This window comes from Streptomyces sp. NBC_00122 (assembly GCF_045160845.1).
Lineage (GTDB): Bacteria > Actinomycetota > Actinomycetes > Streptomycetales > Streptomycetaceae > Streptomyces.
Genome location: NZ_CP108191.1, coordinates 352,527 through 369,018, shown reverse-complemented (window position 1 = coordinate 369,018; position 16,492 = coordinate 352,527). Strand labels below are relative to the sequence as shown.

16 protein-coding genes are annotated in these 16,492 nt (G+C 73.3%); 8 read left to right on the top strand and 8 right to left on the bottom strand.

Annotated features, from left to right (window positions below):
• The first annotated feature begins 95 nt into the window (after window positions 1-95).
• From OG737_RS01695 to OG737_RS01685, 3 genes are all read left to right on the top strand, one after another.
• Window positions 96-881, top strand: a complete 786-nt coding sequence (locus OG737_RS01695) for an electron transfer flavoprotein subunit beta/FixA family protein (protein ID WP_328924336.1) — start codon at window positions 96-98, stop codon at window positions 879-881.
• Between the two features lie 59 nt (window positions 882-940).
• Window positions 941-1,903: an electron transfer flavoprotein subunit alpha/FixB family protein gene (locus tag OG737_RS01690; protein WP_328924335.1), complete on the top strand. Its 963-nt coding sequence runs from the start codon at window positions 941-943 to the stop codon at window positions 1,901-1,903.
• Between the two features lie 163 nt (window positions 1,904-2,066).
• Window positions 2,067-3,365 (top strand): DUF6986 family protein, encoded by a 1,299-nt coding sequence (locus tag OG737_RS01685; RefSeq protein ID WP_405680352.1) that lies wholly within the window; start codon window positions 2,067-2,069, stop codon window positions 3,363-3,365.
• Window positions 3,366-3,501: 136 nt separating this feature from the next.
• On the opposite strand, the gene OG737_RS01680 is transcribed toward OG737_RS01685, so the two are convergent.
• Window positions 3,502-4,488 carry a LacI family DNA-binding transcriptional regulator gene (locus OG737_RS01680; protein WP_328930179.1) on the bottom strand — a complete coding sequence of 329 codons (987 nt, stop codon included), beginning with the start codon at window positions 4,486-4,488 and terminating at the stop codon, window positions 3,502-3,504.
• A 188-nt stretch (window positions 4,489-4,676) separates the two neighbouring features.
• Between OG737_RS01680 and OG737_RS01675 the strand changes: the two genes are divergently transcribed.
• On the top strand, window positions 4,677-5,714 hold the full coding sequence (locus OG737_RS01675) for an NUDIX domain-containing protein (RefSeq protein WP_405921114.1): 1,038 nt from the start codon (window positions 4,677-4,679) through the stop codon (window positions 5,712-5,714).
• 15 nt (window positions 5,715-5,729) lie between these two features.
• Here OG737_RS01675 and OG737_RS01670 read toward each other — a convergent pair whose 3' ends face one another.
• Both OG737_RS01670 and OG737_RS01665 read right to left on the bottom strand, forming a co-directional pair.
• Window positions 5,730-6,419, bottom strand: coding sequence for an MBL fold metallo-hydrolase (locus OG737_RS01670; RefSeq protein ID WP_328924332.1), 690 nt, complete (start codon window positions 6,417-6,419; stop codon window positions 5,730-5,732).
• 107 nt (window positions 6,420-6,526) lie between these two features.
• Window positions 6,527-7,891: a dipeptidase gene (locus tag OG737_RS01665; protein ID WP_405921113.1), complete on the bottom strand. Its 1,365-nt coding sequence runs from the start codon at window positions 7,889-7,891 to the stop codon at window positions 6,527-6,529.
• A 183-nt stretch (window positions 7,892-8,074) separates the two neighbouring features.
• Here OG737_RS01665 and OG737_RS01660 point away from each other — a divergent pair, with 183 nt between their 5' ends.
• The gene (locus OG737_RS01660; RefSeq protein ID WP_405680354.1) at window positions 8,075-9,427 is read left to right on the top strand and encodes a geranylgeranyl reductase family protein; all 1,353 of its coding nucleotides are present in this window, start codon (window positions 8,075-8,077) and stop codon (window positions 9,425-9,427) included.
• A gap of 295 nt (window positions 9,428-9,722) precedes the next feature.
• Here the strand turns inward: OG737_RS01660 and OG737_RS01655 are convergent, their stop codons facing one another.
• Window positions 9,723-10,181 carry a nitroreductase/quinone reductase family protein gene (locus OG737_RS01655; protein ID WP_328924329.1) on the bottom strand — a complete coding sequence of 153 codons (459 nt, stop codon included), beginning with the start codon at window positions 10,179-10,181 and terminating at the stop codon, window positions 9,723-9,725.
• Between the two features lie 157 nt (window positions 10,182-10,338).
• On the opposite strand from OG737_RS01655, the gene OG737_RS01650 reads away from it, so the two are divergent.
• A complete protein-coding gene (locus OG737_RS01650; protein ID WP_328924328.1) occupies window positions 10,339-11,037 on the top strand; it encodes a TetR/AcrR family transcriptional regulator in 699 nt (232 codons plus the stop codon).
• Window positions 11,038-11,199: 162 nt separating this feature from the next.
• Window positions 11,200-12,186 (top strand): spherulation-specific family 4 protein, encoded by a 987-nt coding sequence (locus OG737_RS01645; protein WP_328924327.1) that lies wholly within the window; start codon window positions 11,200-11,202, stop codon window positions 12,184-12,186.
• Between the two features lie 15 nt (window positions 12,187-12,201).
• On the opposite strand, the gene OG737_RS01640 is transcribed toward OG737_RS01645, so the two are convergent.
• From OG737_RS01640 to OG737_RS01630, 3 genes are all read right to left on the bottom strand, one after another.
• On the bottom strand, window positions 12,202-12,702 hold the full coding sequence (locus tag OG737_RS01640; RefSeq protein ID WP_405921112.1) for a GNAT family N-acetyltransferase: 501 nt from the start codon (window positions 12,700-12,702) through the stop codon (window positions 12,202-12,204).
• Window positions 12,699-13,211 (bottom strand): hypothetical protein, encoded by a 513-nt coding sequence (locus OG737_RS01635; protein ID WP_405680357.1) that lies wholly within the window; start codon window positions 13,209-13,211, stop codon window positions 12,699-12,701. Before OG737_RS01635 ends, OG737_RS01640 begins: the two co-directional genes overlap by 4 nt.
• 74 nt (window positions 13,212-13,285) lie before the next feature.
• Window positions 13,286-14,029, bottom strand: coding sequence for a maleylpyruvate isomerase family mycothiol-dependent enzyme (locus OG737_RS01630; RefSeq protein WP_328924324.1), 744 nt, complete (start codon window positions 14,027-14,029; stop codon window positions 13,286-13,288).
• Between the two features lie 267 nt (window positions 14,030-14,296).
• Between OG737_RS01630 and OG737_RS01625 the strand changes: the two genes are divergently transcribed.
• Window positions 14,297-15,604 carry an ROK family protein gene (locus tag OG737_RS01625; protein WP_328924323.1) on the top strand — a complete coding sequence of 436 codons (1,308 nt, stop codon included), beginning with the start codon at window positions 14,297-14,299 and terminating at the stop codon, window positions 15,602-15,604.
• Window positions 15,605-15,913: 309 nt separating this feature from the next.
• On the opposite strand, the gene OG737_RS01620 is transcribed toward OG737_RS01625, so the two are convergent.
• Window positions 15,914-16,462, bottom strand: coding sequence for an ATP-binding protein (locus OG737_RS01620; protein ID WP_328924322.1), 549 nt, complete (start codon window positions 16,460-16,462; stop codon window positions 15,914-15,916).
• Between the last annotated feature and the right edge of the window lie 30 nt (window positions 16,463-16,492).

The window sequence follows — 16,492 nt, the reverse complement described above, 5'->3', positions numbered from 1 at the left end:
GCGCGGGCCGCCCCGACCGGGATCCGCCCGACAAGGCGCCTATGCTGCCTGCACAAGGCGGTATCAGAAAAAGACGATGCGGTAGGAGAGCCGGCGTGAGCCTGAGGATCGTTGTCTGTGTGAAGTACGTGCCCGACGCCACCGGCGACCGGCACTTCGCCGATGACCTGACCGTCGACCGCGACGACGTCGACGGCCTGCTGTCCGAGCTCGACGAGTACGCCGTCGAGCAGGCGCTGCAGATCGCCGACGAGGCCGACGATGCCGAGATCACCGTTCTGACGGTGGGCCCCGAGGACGCCAAGGACGCGCTGCGCAAGGCGCTGTCGATGGGCGCCGACAAGGCCATCCACGTCGAGGACGACGACCTGCACGGCACCGACGTCATGGGCACCTCGCTGGTGCTCGCCAAGGCGATCGAGAAGGCCGGCTACGACCTGGTCATCACCGGCATGGCGTCGACCGACGGCACCATGGGCGTGCTCCCGGCGATCCTGGCCGAGCGCCTGGGCGTCCCGCAGGTCACCCTGCTCTCCGAGGTCAAGGTCGAGGACGGCACCGTGACCGGCCGCCGCGACGGCGACACCGCGAGCGAGCAGCTGGAGGCCTCCCTCCCCGCGCTCGTCTCGGTGACGGACCAGTCGGGCGAGGCCCGCTACCCGTCCTTCAAGGGCATCATGGCCGCCAAGAAGAAGCCGGTGGAGTCCTGGGACCTGGAGGAGCTGGAGATCGAGGCCGACGAGGTCGGTCTGGAAGGCTCCTGGACCACGGTCGACTCCGCGGCCCAGCGTCCGGCGCGCACCGCCGGCACGATCGTCAAGGACGAGGGCGAGGGCGGCAAGCAGCTGGCCGAGTTCCTGGCCGGCCAGAAGTTCATCTAAGAACTTCGGCCACTCCTCACAAGCCCCCAGACACTTCGCAATAGCAGGAGAGCAGTCCCATGGCTGAAGTTCTCGTCTACGTCGACCACGTGGACGGCGCCGTCCGCAAGCCCACCCTTGAGCTGCTGACGCTGGCCCGCCGCATCGGCGAGCCCGTCGCCGTCGCCCTGGGCGCCGGTGCGGCCGACACCGCCGCCGTGCTCGCCGAGCACGGCGCCGTCAAGGTCCTCACCGCCGACGCCCCCGAGTTCACCGAGTACCTCGTCGTACCGAAGGTGGACGCGCTCCAGGCCGCGTACGACGCCGTCTCCCCGGCGGCCGTGCTCGTCCCGTCCTCCGCCGAGGGCAAGGAGATCGCCGCCCGCCTGGCGGTCCGCATCGGCTCCGGCATCATCACCGACGCCGTCGACCTGGAGGCGGGTGACGATGGCCCGGTGGCGACGCAGTCCGCCTTCGCCGCGTCCTTCACCACCAAGTCCCGTGTCTCCAAGGGCACCCCGGTCATCACCGTGAAGCCGAACTCGGCTCCGGTCGAGGCCGCCCCGGCCGCCGGCGCCGTCGAGACGCTCGCCGTCTCCTTCGGCGCCCTGGCCACCGGCACCAAGGTCGTCTCCCGCACCCCGCGCGAGTCGACCGGCCGCCCCGAGCTCACCGAGGCCGCGATCGTGGTCTCCGGCGGCCGCGGCGTCAACGGTGCCGAGAACTTCCACATCATCGAGGACCTCGCGGACTCCCTCGGTGCGGCCGTCGGCGCCTCGCGCGCCGCCGTCGACGCCGGCTGGTACCCGCACTCCAACCAGGTCGGCCAGACCGGCAAGTCGGTCTCCCCGCAGCTGTACATCGCCTCCGGCATCTCGGGCGCGATCCAGCACCGGGCCGGCATGCAGACCTCGAAGACCATCGTGGCCATCAACAAGGACGCCGAGGCCCCGATCTTCGACCTGGTCGACTACGGCGTGGTCGGCGACCTCTTCGCGGTCGTCCCGCAGCTGACCGAGGAGATCAAGGTCCGCAAGGGCTGACCTGCGGATAAGTGGTCCCCGGGGCCGTGTGGTGATTCTCACCGCACGGCCCCGAGTCGTTTGTCCAGGACCGGAGAGGGACCATTGACGGAGCGGAACCACGTGACTAAATTCTGCTATGCGGATCTAAGCTTCCGTGAAGCGGAAAAGAGGAGAGTGCACGATGGGTCAGCAGGAGAAGGTGGCGACGAGCCTCGCAGGTGCGGTCAGCGAGGGCATCAGCGCCTCCCTCGCGCCGGTGGACGCGGAACTCGCGCGCCACTACCCGGGCGACCCCGGCACCCGCCAGCCCATCCACACGGTCTACGTGCCCGGTGACGTCTTCGCCGCGAACACCATCCGCACCTGGGGCGACCAGGCCCTCGCCGCCCTCGACGAGCACGCCCCGGACGCCGCCACCTTCGCCAAGGTGCTCGGCATCTCCGACGAACTGGCCGTGCCGGTCTACGACCGCGTCCGTGCCAAGCTCGCCTCCGAGCCCATCGAGGACCTCCGCGTCGACTTCGAGGACGGCTTCGGCGTCCGCTCCGACGAGGAGGAGGACCAGGCCGCGGCCCGCGCCGCCCGCCTCGTCTCGGAGGCCTTCTCCAACGGCACGAACGCCCCGTACATGGGCATCCGCATGAAGTGCATGGAGTCCAACGTCCGCGACCGCGGCATCCGCACCACCGACATCTTCCTGTCCGGCCTGCTGGCCAACGGCGGACTTCCCGAGGGCCTCGTCCTGACCCTCCCGAAGGTCACGTACGCCGAGCAGGTCAGCGCCTTCGTGAAGCTGCTGGAGGCCTTCGAGACGGCCCGCGGCCTGCGCCCGGGGCGGATCGGCTTCGAGATCCAGATCGAGACCAGCCAGTCCATCCTGGCCTCCGACGGCACCGCCACCGTGGCCCGGATGATCGAGGCCGCCAAGGGCCGCGCCACCGGTCTGCACTACGGCACCTTCGACTACAGCGCCTGCGTCGGCGTCTCCGCCGCGTACCAGTCGAGCGACCACCCGGCCGCCGACCACGCGAAGGCGATCATGCAGGTCGCGGCCGCCGGCACCGGCGTACGCGTGTCCGACGGCTCCACGAACGTCCTGCCGATCGGCACCACCGAGCACGTCCACGAGGCCTGGAAGCTCCACTACGGCCTGACCCGCCGCGCCCTGGCCCGCGCCTACTACCAGGGCTGGGACATGCACCCGGGCCACCTGCCGACCCGCTACGCGGCCGTCTTCACCTTCTACCGCGAGGGCCTCGACGCCGCCGCCGCGCGCCTGAAGGCGTACGTCGCCAAGATCGAGGGCGACGTGATGGACGAGCCCGCCACCGCGAAGGCGCTGGCCGGCTACCTGGTGCGCGGCCTCGACTGCGGCGCCGTCGGCGCCGATGAGGTCACCGCCCTGACCGGTCTGACCCGCGCGGAACTGGACGCCTTCGCGATCCCGCGCCGCTCGGCGACGCTGACGGCGACCTCCTGAGCCGTGCAGTACCGCACGAGGCCCGGCCGGGGAGACCCTGGCCGGGCCTCGCCGTCTTCAGGCGCGTCCGACCCGGCGGGGCCATCCGACCCGGCGGGGGCCGCTCCCGGGCTGTGCGGGCTGATCCGGTGGGGCGTCAGGCAGTCGGCGGGAGTTCGCCCGAACCGCGGGGGACCAGGCGGGTCGGGAGTTCGATCCGGGTCGGGGGGAGGTCGGTTCCGGCGAGGCGCTGGAAGAGGCGGTCCGTGGCCACCCGGCCCAGCTTCGCCGGGTCCTGGGCGACCACGGTGACGCCGGGGCGGAGCATGTCGGCCAGTTCGAAGTCGTCGAAGCCGACCAGAGCCACGGGGTGCTCCCGGTCGGCGAGGACCCGTACGACGGTGACCGTCACGCGGTTGTTGCCGGCGAAGACGGCCGACACCGCCTCCGGGCCCGCGAGCATCGCCCGGGCCGCCGCGGAGACCCGCTCGGGCGCCGTGGAGCCGAGGGAGACCCAGGATTCGGCCACGGGCAGGCCCGCGTCCGCCATCGCCTCGCGGTAGCCGCGCAGGCGTTCCGCCGCCGTGTGGATGCGCGGATGGTCGCCGATGAAGCCGATGCGGCGGTGGCCGCCCGCGATCAGGTGCGCCACCCCGTCCCGGGCGCCGCCGAAGTTGTCCGAGAGCACCACGTCCGCGTCGATCCGGCCGGCCGGGCGGTCCACGAAGACGGTGGCCACGCCCGCCCGGATCTCCGGTTCCAGGTAGCGGTGGTCGTCGCCGGCCGGGATCACGATCAGCCCGTCGACCCGGCGCGCGCACAGCGCGAGCGCCAACTCCCGCTCGCGGTCCGGGTCCTCGGCGCTGGAGCCGTTGAAGAGGAGCGCGCCGTGCGCACGGGCCACCTCCTCCACCGCGCGGCTCAGCGGGCCGTAGAAGGGGTCGGCGAGGTCCTCAAGGACCAGGCCCACGGTGGCGGTTCGGCCCTTGCGCAGGACGCGGGCGCTGTCGTTGCGGCGGAACCCGAGGGCGTCGATGGCCTCTTGGACCCGCTGCTCGGTGTCGGGGGTGACGCCGGCCTCACCGTTGACCACCCGGGACACCGTTTTCAGGCCCACGCCCGCCCGGGCCGCCACGTCCTTCATGGTCGGCCGGTTTCCGTAACGGGGGTCGGACGGGCGGCGGCTGATGGGCACGGTGGGGAAACCTCCGGAGTATCGGGCGGCGCTGTGACCTTGAGGATATGCACTCGGCCGATAGTGAGGTTTCCGTGGCAGGGTGAGGCGGGCAAGCCACTGGGGGCTCCGGCGGAGCCATGGGGAGAGGGGTAGACGTGATTGTCTGGATCAACGGCACATTCAGCGCCGGAAAGACCAGCACGGCCCGCGAACTGACAGGAATCCTGCCGGACAGCACTCTGTTCGATCCGGAGTTGATCGGCGACGCGCTGCGCGTGCTGCTGCCGCGCAAGCGCCTGGCGGAGGTCTCCGACTACCAGGACCTGCCGAGCTGGCGGCGCCTGGTGGTGGACACGGCGGCGGCGATGCTCGCGGAACTGGGCGGGGTGCTGGTCGTACCGATGACCCTGCTCCGGCAGGAGTACCGGGACGAGATCTTCGGCGGTCTGGCGGCTCGCCGGATAGCGGTGCGCCATGTGCTGCTGGCCCCTGAGGAAACGATCCTTCGACAGCGGATCGCGACGCGGGAGGAGCCGGGCGAGCCGCAGGACGTGGACTTCCGGGTCCGCCAGTGGGCCTACGACCACATCCCCGTCTACCAGCAGGCACTCGGCTGGCTCACCGCCGACGCGCACGTCATCGACAACGGCGCCCTGAGCGTGCGCGAGACCGCGGAGCGGATCGCGGAAGCGGTGCGCACCGAGGAGGCCCGGGTCTGCGACATCGTGCAGACCCCGGAGCCCACGCGGGAGACGGTGGCGTCCGGAGTGCTGCTCTTCGACGAACAGGACCGGGTGCTGCTGGTGGATCCGACGTACAAGGCGGGCTGGGAGTTCCCGGGCGGCGTCGTCGAAGCCGGCGAGGCACCCGGGTGCGCGGGCGTACGGGAGGTCGCCGAGGAACTGGGCCTCGTACTGGACCGGGCGCCCGGGCTCCTCGTCGTCGACTGGGAGCCCCCGCAGCCGCCCGGTTACGGGGGGCTGCGCCTGCTCTTCGACGGCGGCCGCCTCACGGACGGCGCGCAGGACCGGCTTCGGCTGCCCGGCCCGGAGCTGCGGGCCTGGCGCTTCGTCACGGAGGACGAGGCCGCCGGACTGCTCCCGCGGCACCGCTACGAGCGCCTGCGCTGGGCCCTGCGCGCCCGGGAGCGGGGCCGCCCCCTGTACCTGGAGGCGGGCGTCCCCGTGGGCTGACCGGGGCCCGGTCCATCAGGAAGCCGCGGCGGCCGCGGAGAGGGCCGCCGCGGTGTCCTCCGTCAGCGGATCCCCGTGTCCGAAGCAGGCCGTCGAAGGGGCGAGCGCGGCCAGCCGCCGGAACGACCGGGCCGCCCGTGCCCGGTCCACGTTGAAGACGCCCAGCATCAGCGGGCCGACGGCGGCGACGCAGTCCCCCGTGAACAGCACGCCGTGGCGCGGGAGATGGACGCCGATGCTGCCGTCCGTATGACCCGGGGCGTGGACCACGTACGCCCCGTCCCCGAAGCCCAGCGCGTCGCCGTCCTCCAGCTCCCGGTCGACCGGGGTGGGCGGGGCCTCGGGGACGGTCAGCCCGCGCGCGTACAGGGGGAGTTCCCAGTCCAGCAGTACCGGTTCGGGCACGGGCGACTCGCCCCGGATCACGGGCGCGTCCAGGCGGTGCGCGAGCACCCGCGCGCCCCAGCGGGCGGCGAGCTCACCGGCGGCACCGACGTGGTCGCGGTGGCAGTGGGTCAGCACGATCCGCTCCAGCCGCTCGGGAATCAGCCCGAGTGATCGCAGCGCCCCCTCGATCGCGTCGGCGGACCCGGCGTGACCGGCGTCGATCAGGGTGAGTGCCTCGCCGTCCTGCCAGACGTACGCCTGGCCGATGGGGAAGCGGAGCATGTGGAGCCGGTTCGGCAGCACTTCGACAAGATCCATGCCGCGAACGTACGGATCCGGCCCCGCCCCGCGCACGCGAGTTCACCCGGAGCGCAGTACGCCCAGGGCGCACTGCGCCCTGGGCGTACGACCGGACTCGCGGCGGGTCAGCCGCGCTTGGACTCCGCGTAGTTGACGAGGAAGAGGGCCTCGGCCACCGACAGGCGCTCCAGCTCCTGCGGCGACACGCTCTCGTTGACCGCGTGGATCTGCGCCTCCGGCTCGCTCAGCCCGATCAGCAGCATCTCCGCGTCCGGGTACAGCTGCGTCAGCGTGTTGCACAGCGGGATCGAGCCGCCCATGCCGGCGACCTGCATCTCCTCGCCCGGGTACGCCTCCTGCAGTGCCGCCGCCATCGACGCGTACGCCGGGCTGCTCGTGTCCGCCTGGAACGGCTGGCCCTGGCCCACGATCTCCAGTTCCAGGCGCGCCTTCCACGGGGTGTGCGCCACCATGTGCGCCTCCAGCAGCTTGACGGCCTCGGTGGTGTCCACGCCCGGCGGCACCCGCAGGCTGATCAGCGCGCCGGCGCTCGCGTGCACCGACGGCGTCGCGCCGACCACCGGCGGGCAGTCGATGCCGAGCACCGTCACGGCCGGACGGGCCCACAGCCGGTCAGCGATCGTGCCCTGGCCGATCAGCTCGACCCCGTCCAGCACCTTCGCGTCGCCGCGGAAGTCCGCCTCCGGGTACTGCAGGCCCTCCCACACCGCGTCCGAGGCCAGCCCGTCCACGGTCGTCGAACCGTCCGCCGCGCGCAGCGAGTCCAGCACCCGGATCAGCGCGGCCAGCGCGTCGGGGGCGACGCCGCCGAACATCCCGGAGTGCAGGTTGCCGCCCAGCGTGTCGATCTTCACCTTGAGCAGGCACATGCCGCGCAGCGTCGCCGTCACCGTCGGCAGCCCGAGGCGGAAGTTGCCCGCGTCGCCGATGACGATGGTGTCGGCGGTCAGCAGCTCCGGGTGCGCCTCGGCGTACTGCTGGAGACCGCCGGTGCCCTGCTCCTCCGAGCCCTCGACGATCACCTTCACGCTCACCGGAACGCCGCCGTTGGCCTTCAGGGCGCGCAGCGCCAGCAGGTGCATGATGAACCCGCCCTTGCAGTCGGCGGAGCCGCGACCGTACCAACGGCCGTCGCGCTCGGTCAGCTCGAAGGCGGGGGAGATCCAGGCCGCGTCGTCCAGGGGCGGCTGCACGTCGTAGTGCGCGTAGAGCAGTACGGTCGGCGCGCCCTCGGGGCCGGGCAGGAAGCCGTACACCGACTGGGTGCCGTCGGGGGTGTCGAGCAGCGCCACGTCCTGGAAGCCCTCGACGCGCAGCGCGTCCGCGACCCAGTTCGCGGCCGCCTCGCTCTCGCTCTTGGGGAACTGCGCCCAGTCCGCCACCGACTGGAAGGCCACCAGCTCGGTCAGCTCCTGCTTGGCGCGGGGCATCAGCGAGGCGATGGTCTCGGCGATCGGATTCTGGGACATGGGCACGCTCCTTTTGGGTGCGACGTTGTGCTCTTCGGTACGCCACCCGCATCCGCGGGGTATGCGTATGCCGGGTACGGCGAAAGACAGTCCCGATCCTCGCACAGCGGGGCGAGGCGGCGTCGCGCCGTAGGATTTCCCCGGCATCGGAGCAAACCGGGTGATCAGGAGCAGCAGCACATCGTGAGCAGCGACGACGACGTACGCGACGCAAGCGCAGGACACGAAGCGCAGGGGGCGGACGACGAGGTGGCCGGGGGGACCGGCGAAGTGGGCGAAGTCTGGGACGTGGTCGTGGTCGGGGCCGGTCCGGCCGGGGCCTCGGCGGCGTACGCGGCGGCGACGGCGGGCCGGCGCGTCCTGCTGCTGGAGAAGGCCGAGCTGCCCCGGTACAAGACCTGCGGGGGCGGCATCATCGGCCCCTCGCGCGACGCCCTGCCCCCGGGCTTCGTACTGCCCCTCAAGGACCGCATCCACGCGGTGACCTTCTCGCTGGACGGGAAGCTGACCCGGACGCGGCGCTCGAAGCAGATGCTGTTCGGGCTCATCAACCGGCCGGAGTTCGACGCCGGGCTGGTCGCCGTGGCGGAGAAGGCCGGCGCGACCGTCCGTACGGGTACGGCCGTGGCCCGCGTCGAGCAGCACGGGGCGGCCGTGCCCGACCGGCGTACCGTGGCCGTGCTCCTCGCCGACGGGGAGACCGTCCTGGCCCGCGCGGTCGTCGGCGCGGACGGCAGCGCGAGCCGGATCGGCGCGCACGTCGGGGTCGAGATGGAGCAGGTGGACCTCGGGCTGGAGGCGGAGATCCCCGTGCCCCGGACGGTCGCGGAGGACTGGAAGGGGCGGGTGCTGATCGACTGGGGCCCGCTGCCCGGCAGTTACGGCTGGGTCTTCCCCAAGGGCGACACCCTCACCGTCGGGGTCATCTCGGCCAAGGGCGAGGGCGCCGCGACCAAGCGGTACCTCGACGATTTCATCGCCCGGCTCGGACTCGCCGGCTTCGAACCGGCCGTCTCCTCCGGGCATCTGACCCGCTGCCGCAAGCCCGATTCGCCGCTCTCGCGCGGGCGGGTGCTGGTGGCGGGCGACGCCGCCGGACTGCTGGAACCGTGGACCCGGGAGGGCATCTCCTTCGCGCTGCGCTCGGGGCGGCTGGCGGGGGAGTGGGCGGTGAAGATCTCCGAGGCGCAGGACGCGGTGGACGCGCGCCGCCAGGCGCTCAACTACGCCTTCGCCGTGAAGGCGGGGCTGGGTGTGGAGATGGGCGTCGGCCGGCGGATGCTGTCCGTCTTCGAGGCCCGGCCGGGGATGCTGCACGCGGCGATCACCGGGTTCCGCCCGGCGTGGCGGGCCTTCGCCCGCATCACGCGGGGCTCGACGACGCTGGCGGACATGGTGCGTACGTACCCGCTGGCGCGCAGGGTGCTGCACGCGCTGGATGCCCGGCAGGCGGCTCGTGGCGCATTCGGCGGTGGCAGCGGCACGGGCAGCGGTGGCGCCGGCAGCGGTGGGAGCGGCGGACACGGGACGGCGTAGGCGCCGACGTCGAGCGCGGAGGTGAGGGCGGAGGCCGGGACGGCGGCCCGGACCGGCGGGGCGGATCGAACCTGAACGGGGTGGACCGGCCGGAACAGGTCGTCGTGGCCTCCGCGCGCGGTGAGAGGCACGTCGGGGTGGCGGTGATCGCTCTCGCGCCCAACCACCACGGCCCGGCCGAGGTGTTGCCCACGTGGGCGAGCGGACGGCCCGGCTGCTCCCCGACCGCCGACGCGACCGCGACCGCGGGTCTCGGAGCGGCTGACCGGCCGCGGGCCGACCCGGGGGCGGCGGGTCAGTTCGACACCGTGATCCGGAAGACCGGGTGGTCGCCGGCGGCCGCCTGGAGCTCCGCGTCGGAGGACTTCGCGGTGACCCCCTGGAAGAAGCGGTTGACCTCCCAGCCCCACTTCTCCAGATAGGCGCGCAGGATGACGGCTTGCTGGACGGGGTCGGTGATCTCAGTGGCGGTGAAGGTCCGGACCTTGCGCCCGACGCGCAGCTCGCCGCCGCCCGCGACCCGCATGTTGCGGACCCACTGGGAGTGGCCGCGGGCCGAGACGAGGTACTGCATGCCCTCGAACGTGTGCGGGTTGACCGGGATCCGCTGCATCTCGCCCGACTTGCGGCCCCGGACCGACAGCTCGGCGGTGCCGGCCAGGCTGACGCCCAGCCGGGCGAGCTTGCCGAAGAGCGCGTTGAAGCGGACGGCGAACGGGCCGGCCTGGACGTAATACGGCTGAGACGCGTTCATGGTGACCTCCGGGGTCGTTTTCCTTATTGAGAGAGCGGTGCTCTCGCTTGAGAACAGTGTGCACGGATCGGTGCGCCAAAACAAGAGCACCGCTCTCTAAATGGATCGGGGATCCGATTTTTGGGCACTGCTCTATTTGCGTGGCACACTGACACGCATGAACACCGTGCGAGGGGCCAGGGAGCGGGCCCGCATCGAGGTCACCGCCGCCATCAAGGACGAGGCGCGCCGCCGGCTCGCGGCCGAGGGCGCCGCCAAACTCTCCCTGCGTGCCGTCGCCCGCGAGCTGGGCATGGTCTCTTCCGCCCTCTACCGCTACTTCCCCAGCCGCGACGAGCTGCTCACCGCGCTCATCGTCGACGCGTACGACAGCGTCGGCGCGGCGGCCGAAGAGGCGGACGCCCGCGCCCTCGCCGCCGGTCACCCGCCCCGCGCCCGCTGGATCGCGGTCTGCGAGGCCGTCCGTGCCTGGGCGCTGGAGCACCCGCACGAGTACGCCCTCATCTACGGCTCTCCGGTTCCCGGCTACAGCGCCCCCCTCGACACCATCGGTCCCGCCTCCCGCGTCGGGAACACCTTCATCGCCATCCTCCGCGCCGCGCACGAGGGCCGCGGCCTCGCACTGCCGCCGCTGCCGGCCGCCCTGCGCCCCGAGGCCGTCCGGATGACCGCCGACTTCGCCGATGGCCTGCCCCCCGAGGTCACGGCCGCTCTGGTCGCCGCCTGGGCGCAGCTGGTCGGCCTCGTCTCCTTCGAGCTGTTCGGCCAGTTCAACCGCGTCGTGGAGGACCGGGCCGTCTTCTTCACGCACGCCGCCGGGCAGCTGGCCCACGGGGTCGGACTGCCCGCCGTGTGACGGCGGCCCCACAGGGGTCCTGACGGAGAATCACATGATGAGGTGACGGGTCGCTCTTCTGTTCCTCGTACGAAGGGAGGCGGTTCACCCTTGAACCAAGCGCCGCCCGTCTAGTGTTCCTCGGGTCGCACCCGCCCCCCTGCCGCCGCCGGAGGAACAGTCATGCCCCGCGCCGTGAAGGCCCTGTACGCCGTCCTGGTGACCGTCTTACTGGCCGCGCCGGCGCCCGCGGTCACGGCGCCGGCGCGCACCGCGGAACCGGCGCCACCGGGCCGGTCGGCGGCCCCCGCAGAACCCCCGGCCCCGGCCCCGACCGCGACTCCCGCACCCCCGGCGCCCCGGATTCCCGGCGTGCGGGGCCTGGACATCGGCGTCCCCGCGTACGTCTGGGCGAACGACGCCATGCTGACCGACCTCACCACCACCGGCCCGGCCGCCTCCGTCGTCGTCCTCAACCCCGGCAACGGCGACTCACCCTTCGAGGCCCCCTGGCGGGCCCGCGCCGACGCCCTGCGCCGCGGCACGACCGCCACCGGCGGGAAGACCAAGGTGCTCGGCTACGTCCACACCGACCACGGCAACCGCGCCGCCGCCGCAGTGAAGGCCTCGGTCGACAACTACCTCAGGACCCCGGACGGCCGCCTCCACGTCGACGGCGTCTTCTTCGACGTCGTCAGCCGCGACTGCGGCCCCGGCAACGCCACCCGCGACCACTACGCGGAGCTCCGCCGCCACGTGGAGGACACCATGCGCGCCATCGACCCGGCCGCCTCCCCCCTCGTCGTCAACAACCCCGGCACGGCCATAGCCGACTGCTACCTGGAGCCGGGCCGCCGGACCGCGGACGTCTTCGTCACGTACGAGGACTCCTACGCCGCGTACACCGGCGGCGGCTGGCTCGGCGGCAACGTCTTCGACCCGCTCACCGGCTACCGCGCGGGTACCGAACTCGACCCGAGCGGCACGGCGTTCTGGCACCTGGTCCACGACGTCCCGGACGCCGCGGCGATGCGTACGGCCCTGCGCACGGCTTTCGACCGGGGCGCGGGCTACGCGTACGCGACCAGCGCGGCCATGCCCAATCCCTGGAACACGGGCCCGGCGTGGAAGTACGGAGCCCAGACCGCCTACGCCGCCACCCTCGGCTGACGCAGGCGCAAGGCGTCAGACCGGTGCGGCGAAGCAGTGCACGGTGACGGTCCGGTTCGCGCTCCACCGCTGGTCGACGGTGTCCAGCAGGCTCCAGCCCTCGCGTTCGTACAGCGCGACCGCGGCGGTGTCGTGGGCGAGGACGTCGAGGACCGGATGCAGACCACGCTCCCGCGCCTCGCACGCGGCCCGCGCCAGCAGCCGTGCGCCGAGCCCGAGGCCGCGCGCGGCGGGCGAGGCGAACAGGCGGCCGACCACGGCGGCGCGCTCGACGGGTACCCGCGCGCGCCCGCTCCACAGGGCCGGCGCGAGGTCCCCCGTGCCGCTGCGTGCCAGGGAGACGTGACCGGCGATCCGCCCGTCCGTCTCCGCCACCCAAGCCGCCAGCAGGGAGGGCGGCGTCAGCCACTCGGCGGGACGCCCGGGCCAGTCCACGGGATAGCCGTCGCGGTCGTGCACCGTGCGGAGGAGGCCGACGCACGCGTCGAGGTCGGCGGACGCCCGCTGCCGGATCACCGGTAGTCGTCCGGGTGGCCCTGCATCCAGGTGTTGATCTTGTCCCGGGTGCCGATGAGCGACGCCTGGTGCTTCTTCAGGTTCTCGAAGGAGCGGTCCCCGCCGAGTTCCTTGTCGAGCTGCGCGATCAGGTCGATCGGCTCGGGGAAGTGGCCGGGCCCCTTCGGGTCGGTCTTCATCGCGCGGTCCACGCGGTGGAGCTCGTCGTGGACCCGGCCGAGGAAGTACGCGCAGTTGCCCGGAGTGCACGAGTCGTTCAGCGTCGCCTGGAGGCCGGCGAACGCGTCCCGCACCTTCTCGGCCGGGACGGCGCTGGAAGACGGCGCGACCGCCGAGCCCGGGGCCGTCGAGCCCGGGGCCGTCGAAGTCCCGGCCGCGGGGGCCGCGGACGCGGACGGCGCCGCGGCCGGGCCGGCAGCCGGGGCCGCTGGCTCCGTGCCGCAGGAGACGGCGAACGCCGCCAGGGCGACGGCGAGCACCGCGGCGGACCGCGCTGAGGACACGAACATCGACTGACCCCCATGATCGACTGAGGAAGCCGACCCTACTGCCTGCCCGGCGGGCGCCCGCCGGGCAGGCCTCCTCAGATCCCGGCGGCCTCGGTCCACAGGCGGGCCAGCGCCAGGTCGCCGGTCACCCCCGGACCCGCCAGCGGCAGCCGGTTCCACAGCGCCGCGTACAGCCAGGCCGCCTCCGCCGTCACTTCGCAGTCGACCGCGTCGTCCGTGGCACCCAGCACCGTCCGCGGCGGTTCCGGCGACAGGTGTACGGTCCACGCCGCGCCCGTGTCCGCGGCCCTGACCCGCAGCACCCGGGGCTCCGGGGTCCGCACCCGGCTGCGCGGCCGTGCGTGGAAGCCGGTCAGCAGCTCGTCCACCCCGTCCTCCGCGAACTCGGGCGCCACCGGTGAGAACGCGACACCGAGCGCCGCCTCCGCGTCCATCCGGTGCACGGCCGTCTCATGGGCCTGGCGCCGCGCCCAGAACGCCAGCGGCGACGGCGGGGCGGTCGGCAGGAAGGTCCAGCACTGCACATCGGCCGGGGCCTCGCCCAGGGCGCGGACCAGGGCCGCGTGTCCTTCGCGGAACCAGGCGAGCAGCTCCGCGCCGGCCAGCTCCGGGGCGTCGGGGAACGGCGCCCCCTCCAGCAGTCCTCCCTCGACGTACCCGGCCGCCCAGCGGTGCACCGAGCCGGTGTGCCGCAGCAGATCGGCGACGTGCCACCCCGGACAGGTGGGTACGAGGGCGGTCGTACCCGCCTGTTCCGCAACGTCGCCGAGCAGCTCGCCGTCTCGCTCAAGGGTCTTCACGAAGTCGTTGATCTCCATGCCGGGAGTCTGCCAGCAGGCCCGCGACAATGGAGGCCACGGACGGGGGAACTGTTCCCGCGCGACGGGACCGTGATCGCCGGCGCCGCCGACGCCGTGCACGTCCGCACGTGCCCGACCGGCCTGTCAGCGGGTGCCGAAGGCGCTGCCGGACACCGCCCCGCGAGGGCCCCGGCTCACCGGCCGGACGGACATCACGCTCCGGGTCGGCGGCCTCGGCAGGCGGGGCGGCATCCGAGGGCCCCCGATCATGCGAGGATCGATGCCATGAACGGCAACGGGGCCCCGCCGCGGGTGGGGGATGTGACCACGGTGGCCACGCCTTCCACGGCTTCTACCGCTTCGTCGGATTCGTCGGCTTCCTCGGCCTCCACGAGGGCCAAACTGGAGCGCGGCCGCAGCGCGCTCGGTCCGGCACTGGAGCTCGTCCACACCGGCCGCGCACCGACCCGGGCCGTCCTGACGGCCGAGCTCGGGGTCACCCGCGCGACCGCCGGAGCGGTCGCCGCCGAGCTGGAGGCGCTCGGGCTGATCCGCGTCGACTCCCGCCCCGGTGGCGCGGGCGGCGCCCAGGGCCGCCCCTCGCACCGCCTGTCGGTCGACGAGAACGGCCCCGTGGCGCTGGCCGCGCAGGTGCACGCGGACGGCTTCCGGGCCGCGCTGGTCGGTCTGGGCGGCCGCATCGTGGCCACCGCCCCCGGCAAGCTCACCGTCGCGGCCGACCCGGCGCAGGTGCTCGGCGCGGTGGTGGAGGCCGGGGCCGCGCTGCTGGCGGAGAGCGGCCGCCGCTGCATCGGCGCGGGGCTCGCGGTCCCCTCCGCGGTCGCCGAGCCGGAAGGTACGGCGCTGAACCCGCTGCACCTGGCCTGGCCGCCCGGGTCCCCCGTACGGGCCGTCTTCGCGGAGTGCGTGAAGGCCGCCGGGATCGACGGCCCGGCCCTCACCGGGAACGACGTCAACCTCGCGGCCCTGGCCGAGCACCGGCACGGCGCGGGGCGCAGCGCGCAGCACCTGCTGTGCGTGGCCACCGGGCACCGCGGGGTCGGCGGGGCGCTGGTGCTGGACGGCCGCCTGCACAGCGGGAGTTCGGGCCTGGCCCTGGAGGTCGGCCACCTCACGGTGAATCCCGAGGGGCGGCCCTGCCACTGCGGGGGCCGCGGCTGCCTGGACGTGGAGGCCGACCCGCTGGCCTTCCTCACGGCGGCGGGGCGCACGCCCGGCCCGGAGGTGTCGCTGCTCCAGCAGGCCCGCGACCTGTTGAGCGCGGAGTACGCGGAGCCGGCGGTACGGGCGGCCGCCGAGGAGCTGATCGACCGGCTCGGGCTCGGCCTCGCGGGCCTGGTGAACATCCTGAATCCGGACCGGATCATCCTGGGCGGGCTGCACCGGGAGCTGTTGTACGCCGACCCGGAGCGGCTGCGCGCGGTGGTCGCGGACCGCAGCCTGTGGGGGCGCAGCGGTGGCGTCCCGATCCTGCCGTGCACCCTGGACCACAACAGCCTGGTCGGCGCGGCGGAGCTGGCGTGGCAGCCCGTGCTCGACGACCCGCTGGGGGCGCTGGGCGCCGCGGCGTAGAGCCGCCCGCCCGTGGCCGGGTTCGCCGCCCGGCCTGGGCCGGCTCGGCCCGGCTCTGCCCGGGCCTCGCTAAGCGGCCTCGGGGAAGTGGGGCACGTCCCCGCGCCTCCTCCAGCTACCGCTGGGAGGTGCCCCCAGGCACGGCACCTCGCCGCGTTGTCGCAGTACCCGAGTGCGTCCAGTACAAGGGCACTGCTCCGCCTTGCGATGCACCGCACCGGACGACGCGGAAACGCACCCCACTTCCCCGAGGCCGCTTAGGGCTCCCCGGTCGGCTGCCGGGCGTCCGGGGGGCACCGCCGCCGTGCGCTACCCGGGCCTGACGCCGACCGACGCCGCCACCGACACGCCTGTCGAGACGGTCACCGGGTCCACGGCGACGATCGCGGTCCGGGCGGGTTCTCGTACGGGCTTGGTCCCGATCCGTACCGGCTGCGTCAAAGCCGCCGGCGCGGGGGCCGCGGTGAGCGAGAACCACACGACCTTGCCCGGACCGTCCGCCTGATGCCGGGCGCCCCAGGCCTCGCTGAGCGCCTCCACGAGCGCGAGCCCGCGCCCGCAGGTCTCCAGGGACCCCGCGACCGCCTCCCGGAGCACCGGAAGCCGCGGATCGCTGTCGATGACCGAGACCGTGAGCCGCCCGAGGCGGAATTCGATCTCGACGATGCACGTCTTGTCCGGCTGCGCGTGGCGATGGACGTTGCTCAGCAGTTCCGTCACGCCGAGCGCGGCCCGGTCTATGAGCGGATCGAGCTGCCAGTGACGCAATTGCGCGGAAATGATTCTGCGGATCTGGCCTATGCGTGACGGCAGCGCCTGAAGTTCGACGACGCAGTGTCTGCGGGAATGACTGATCACGGCTGCGACTCCCCGAAATGAGTGTTACGG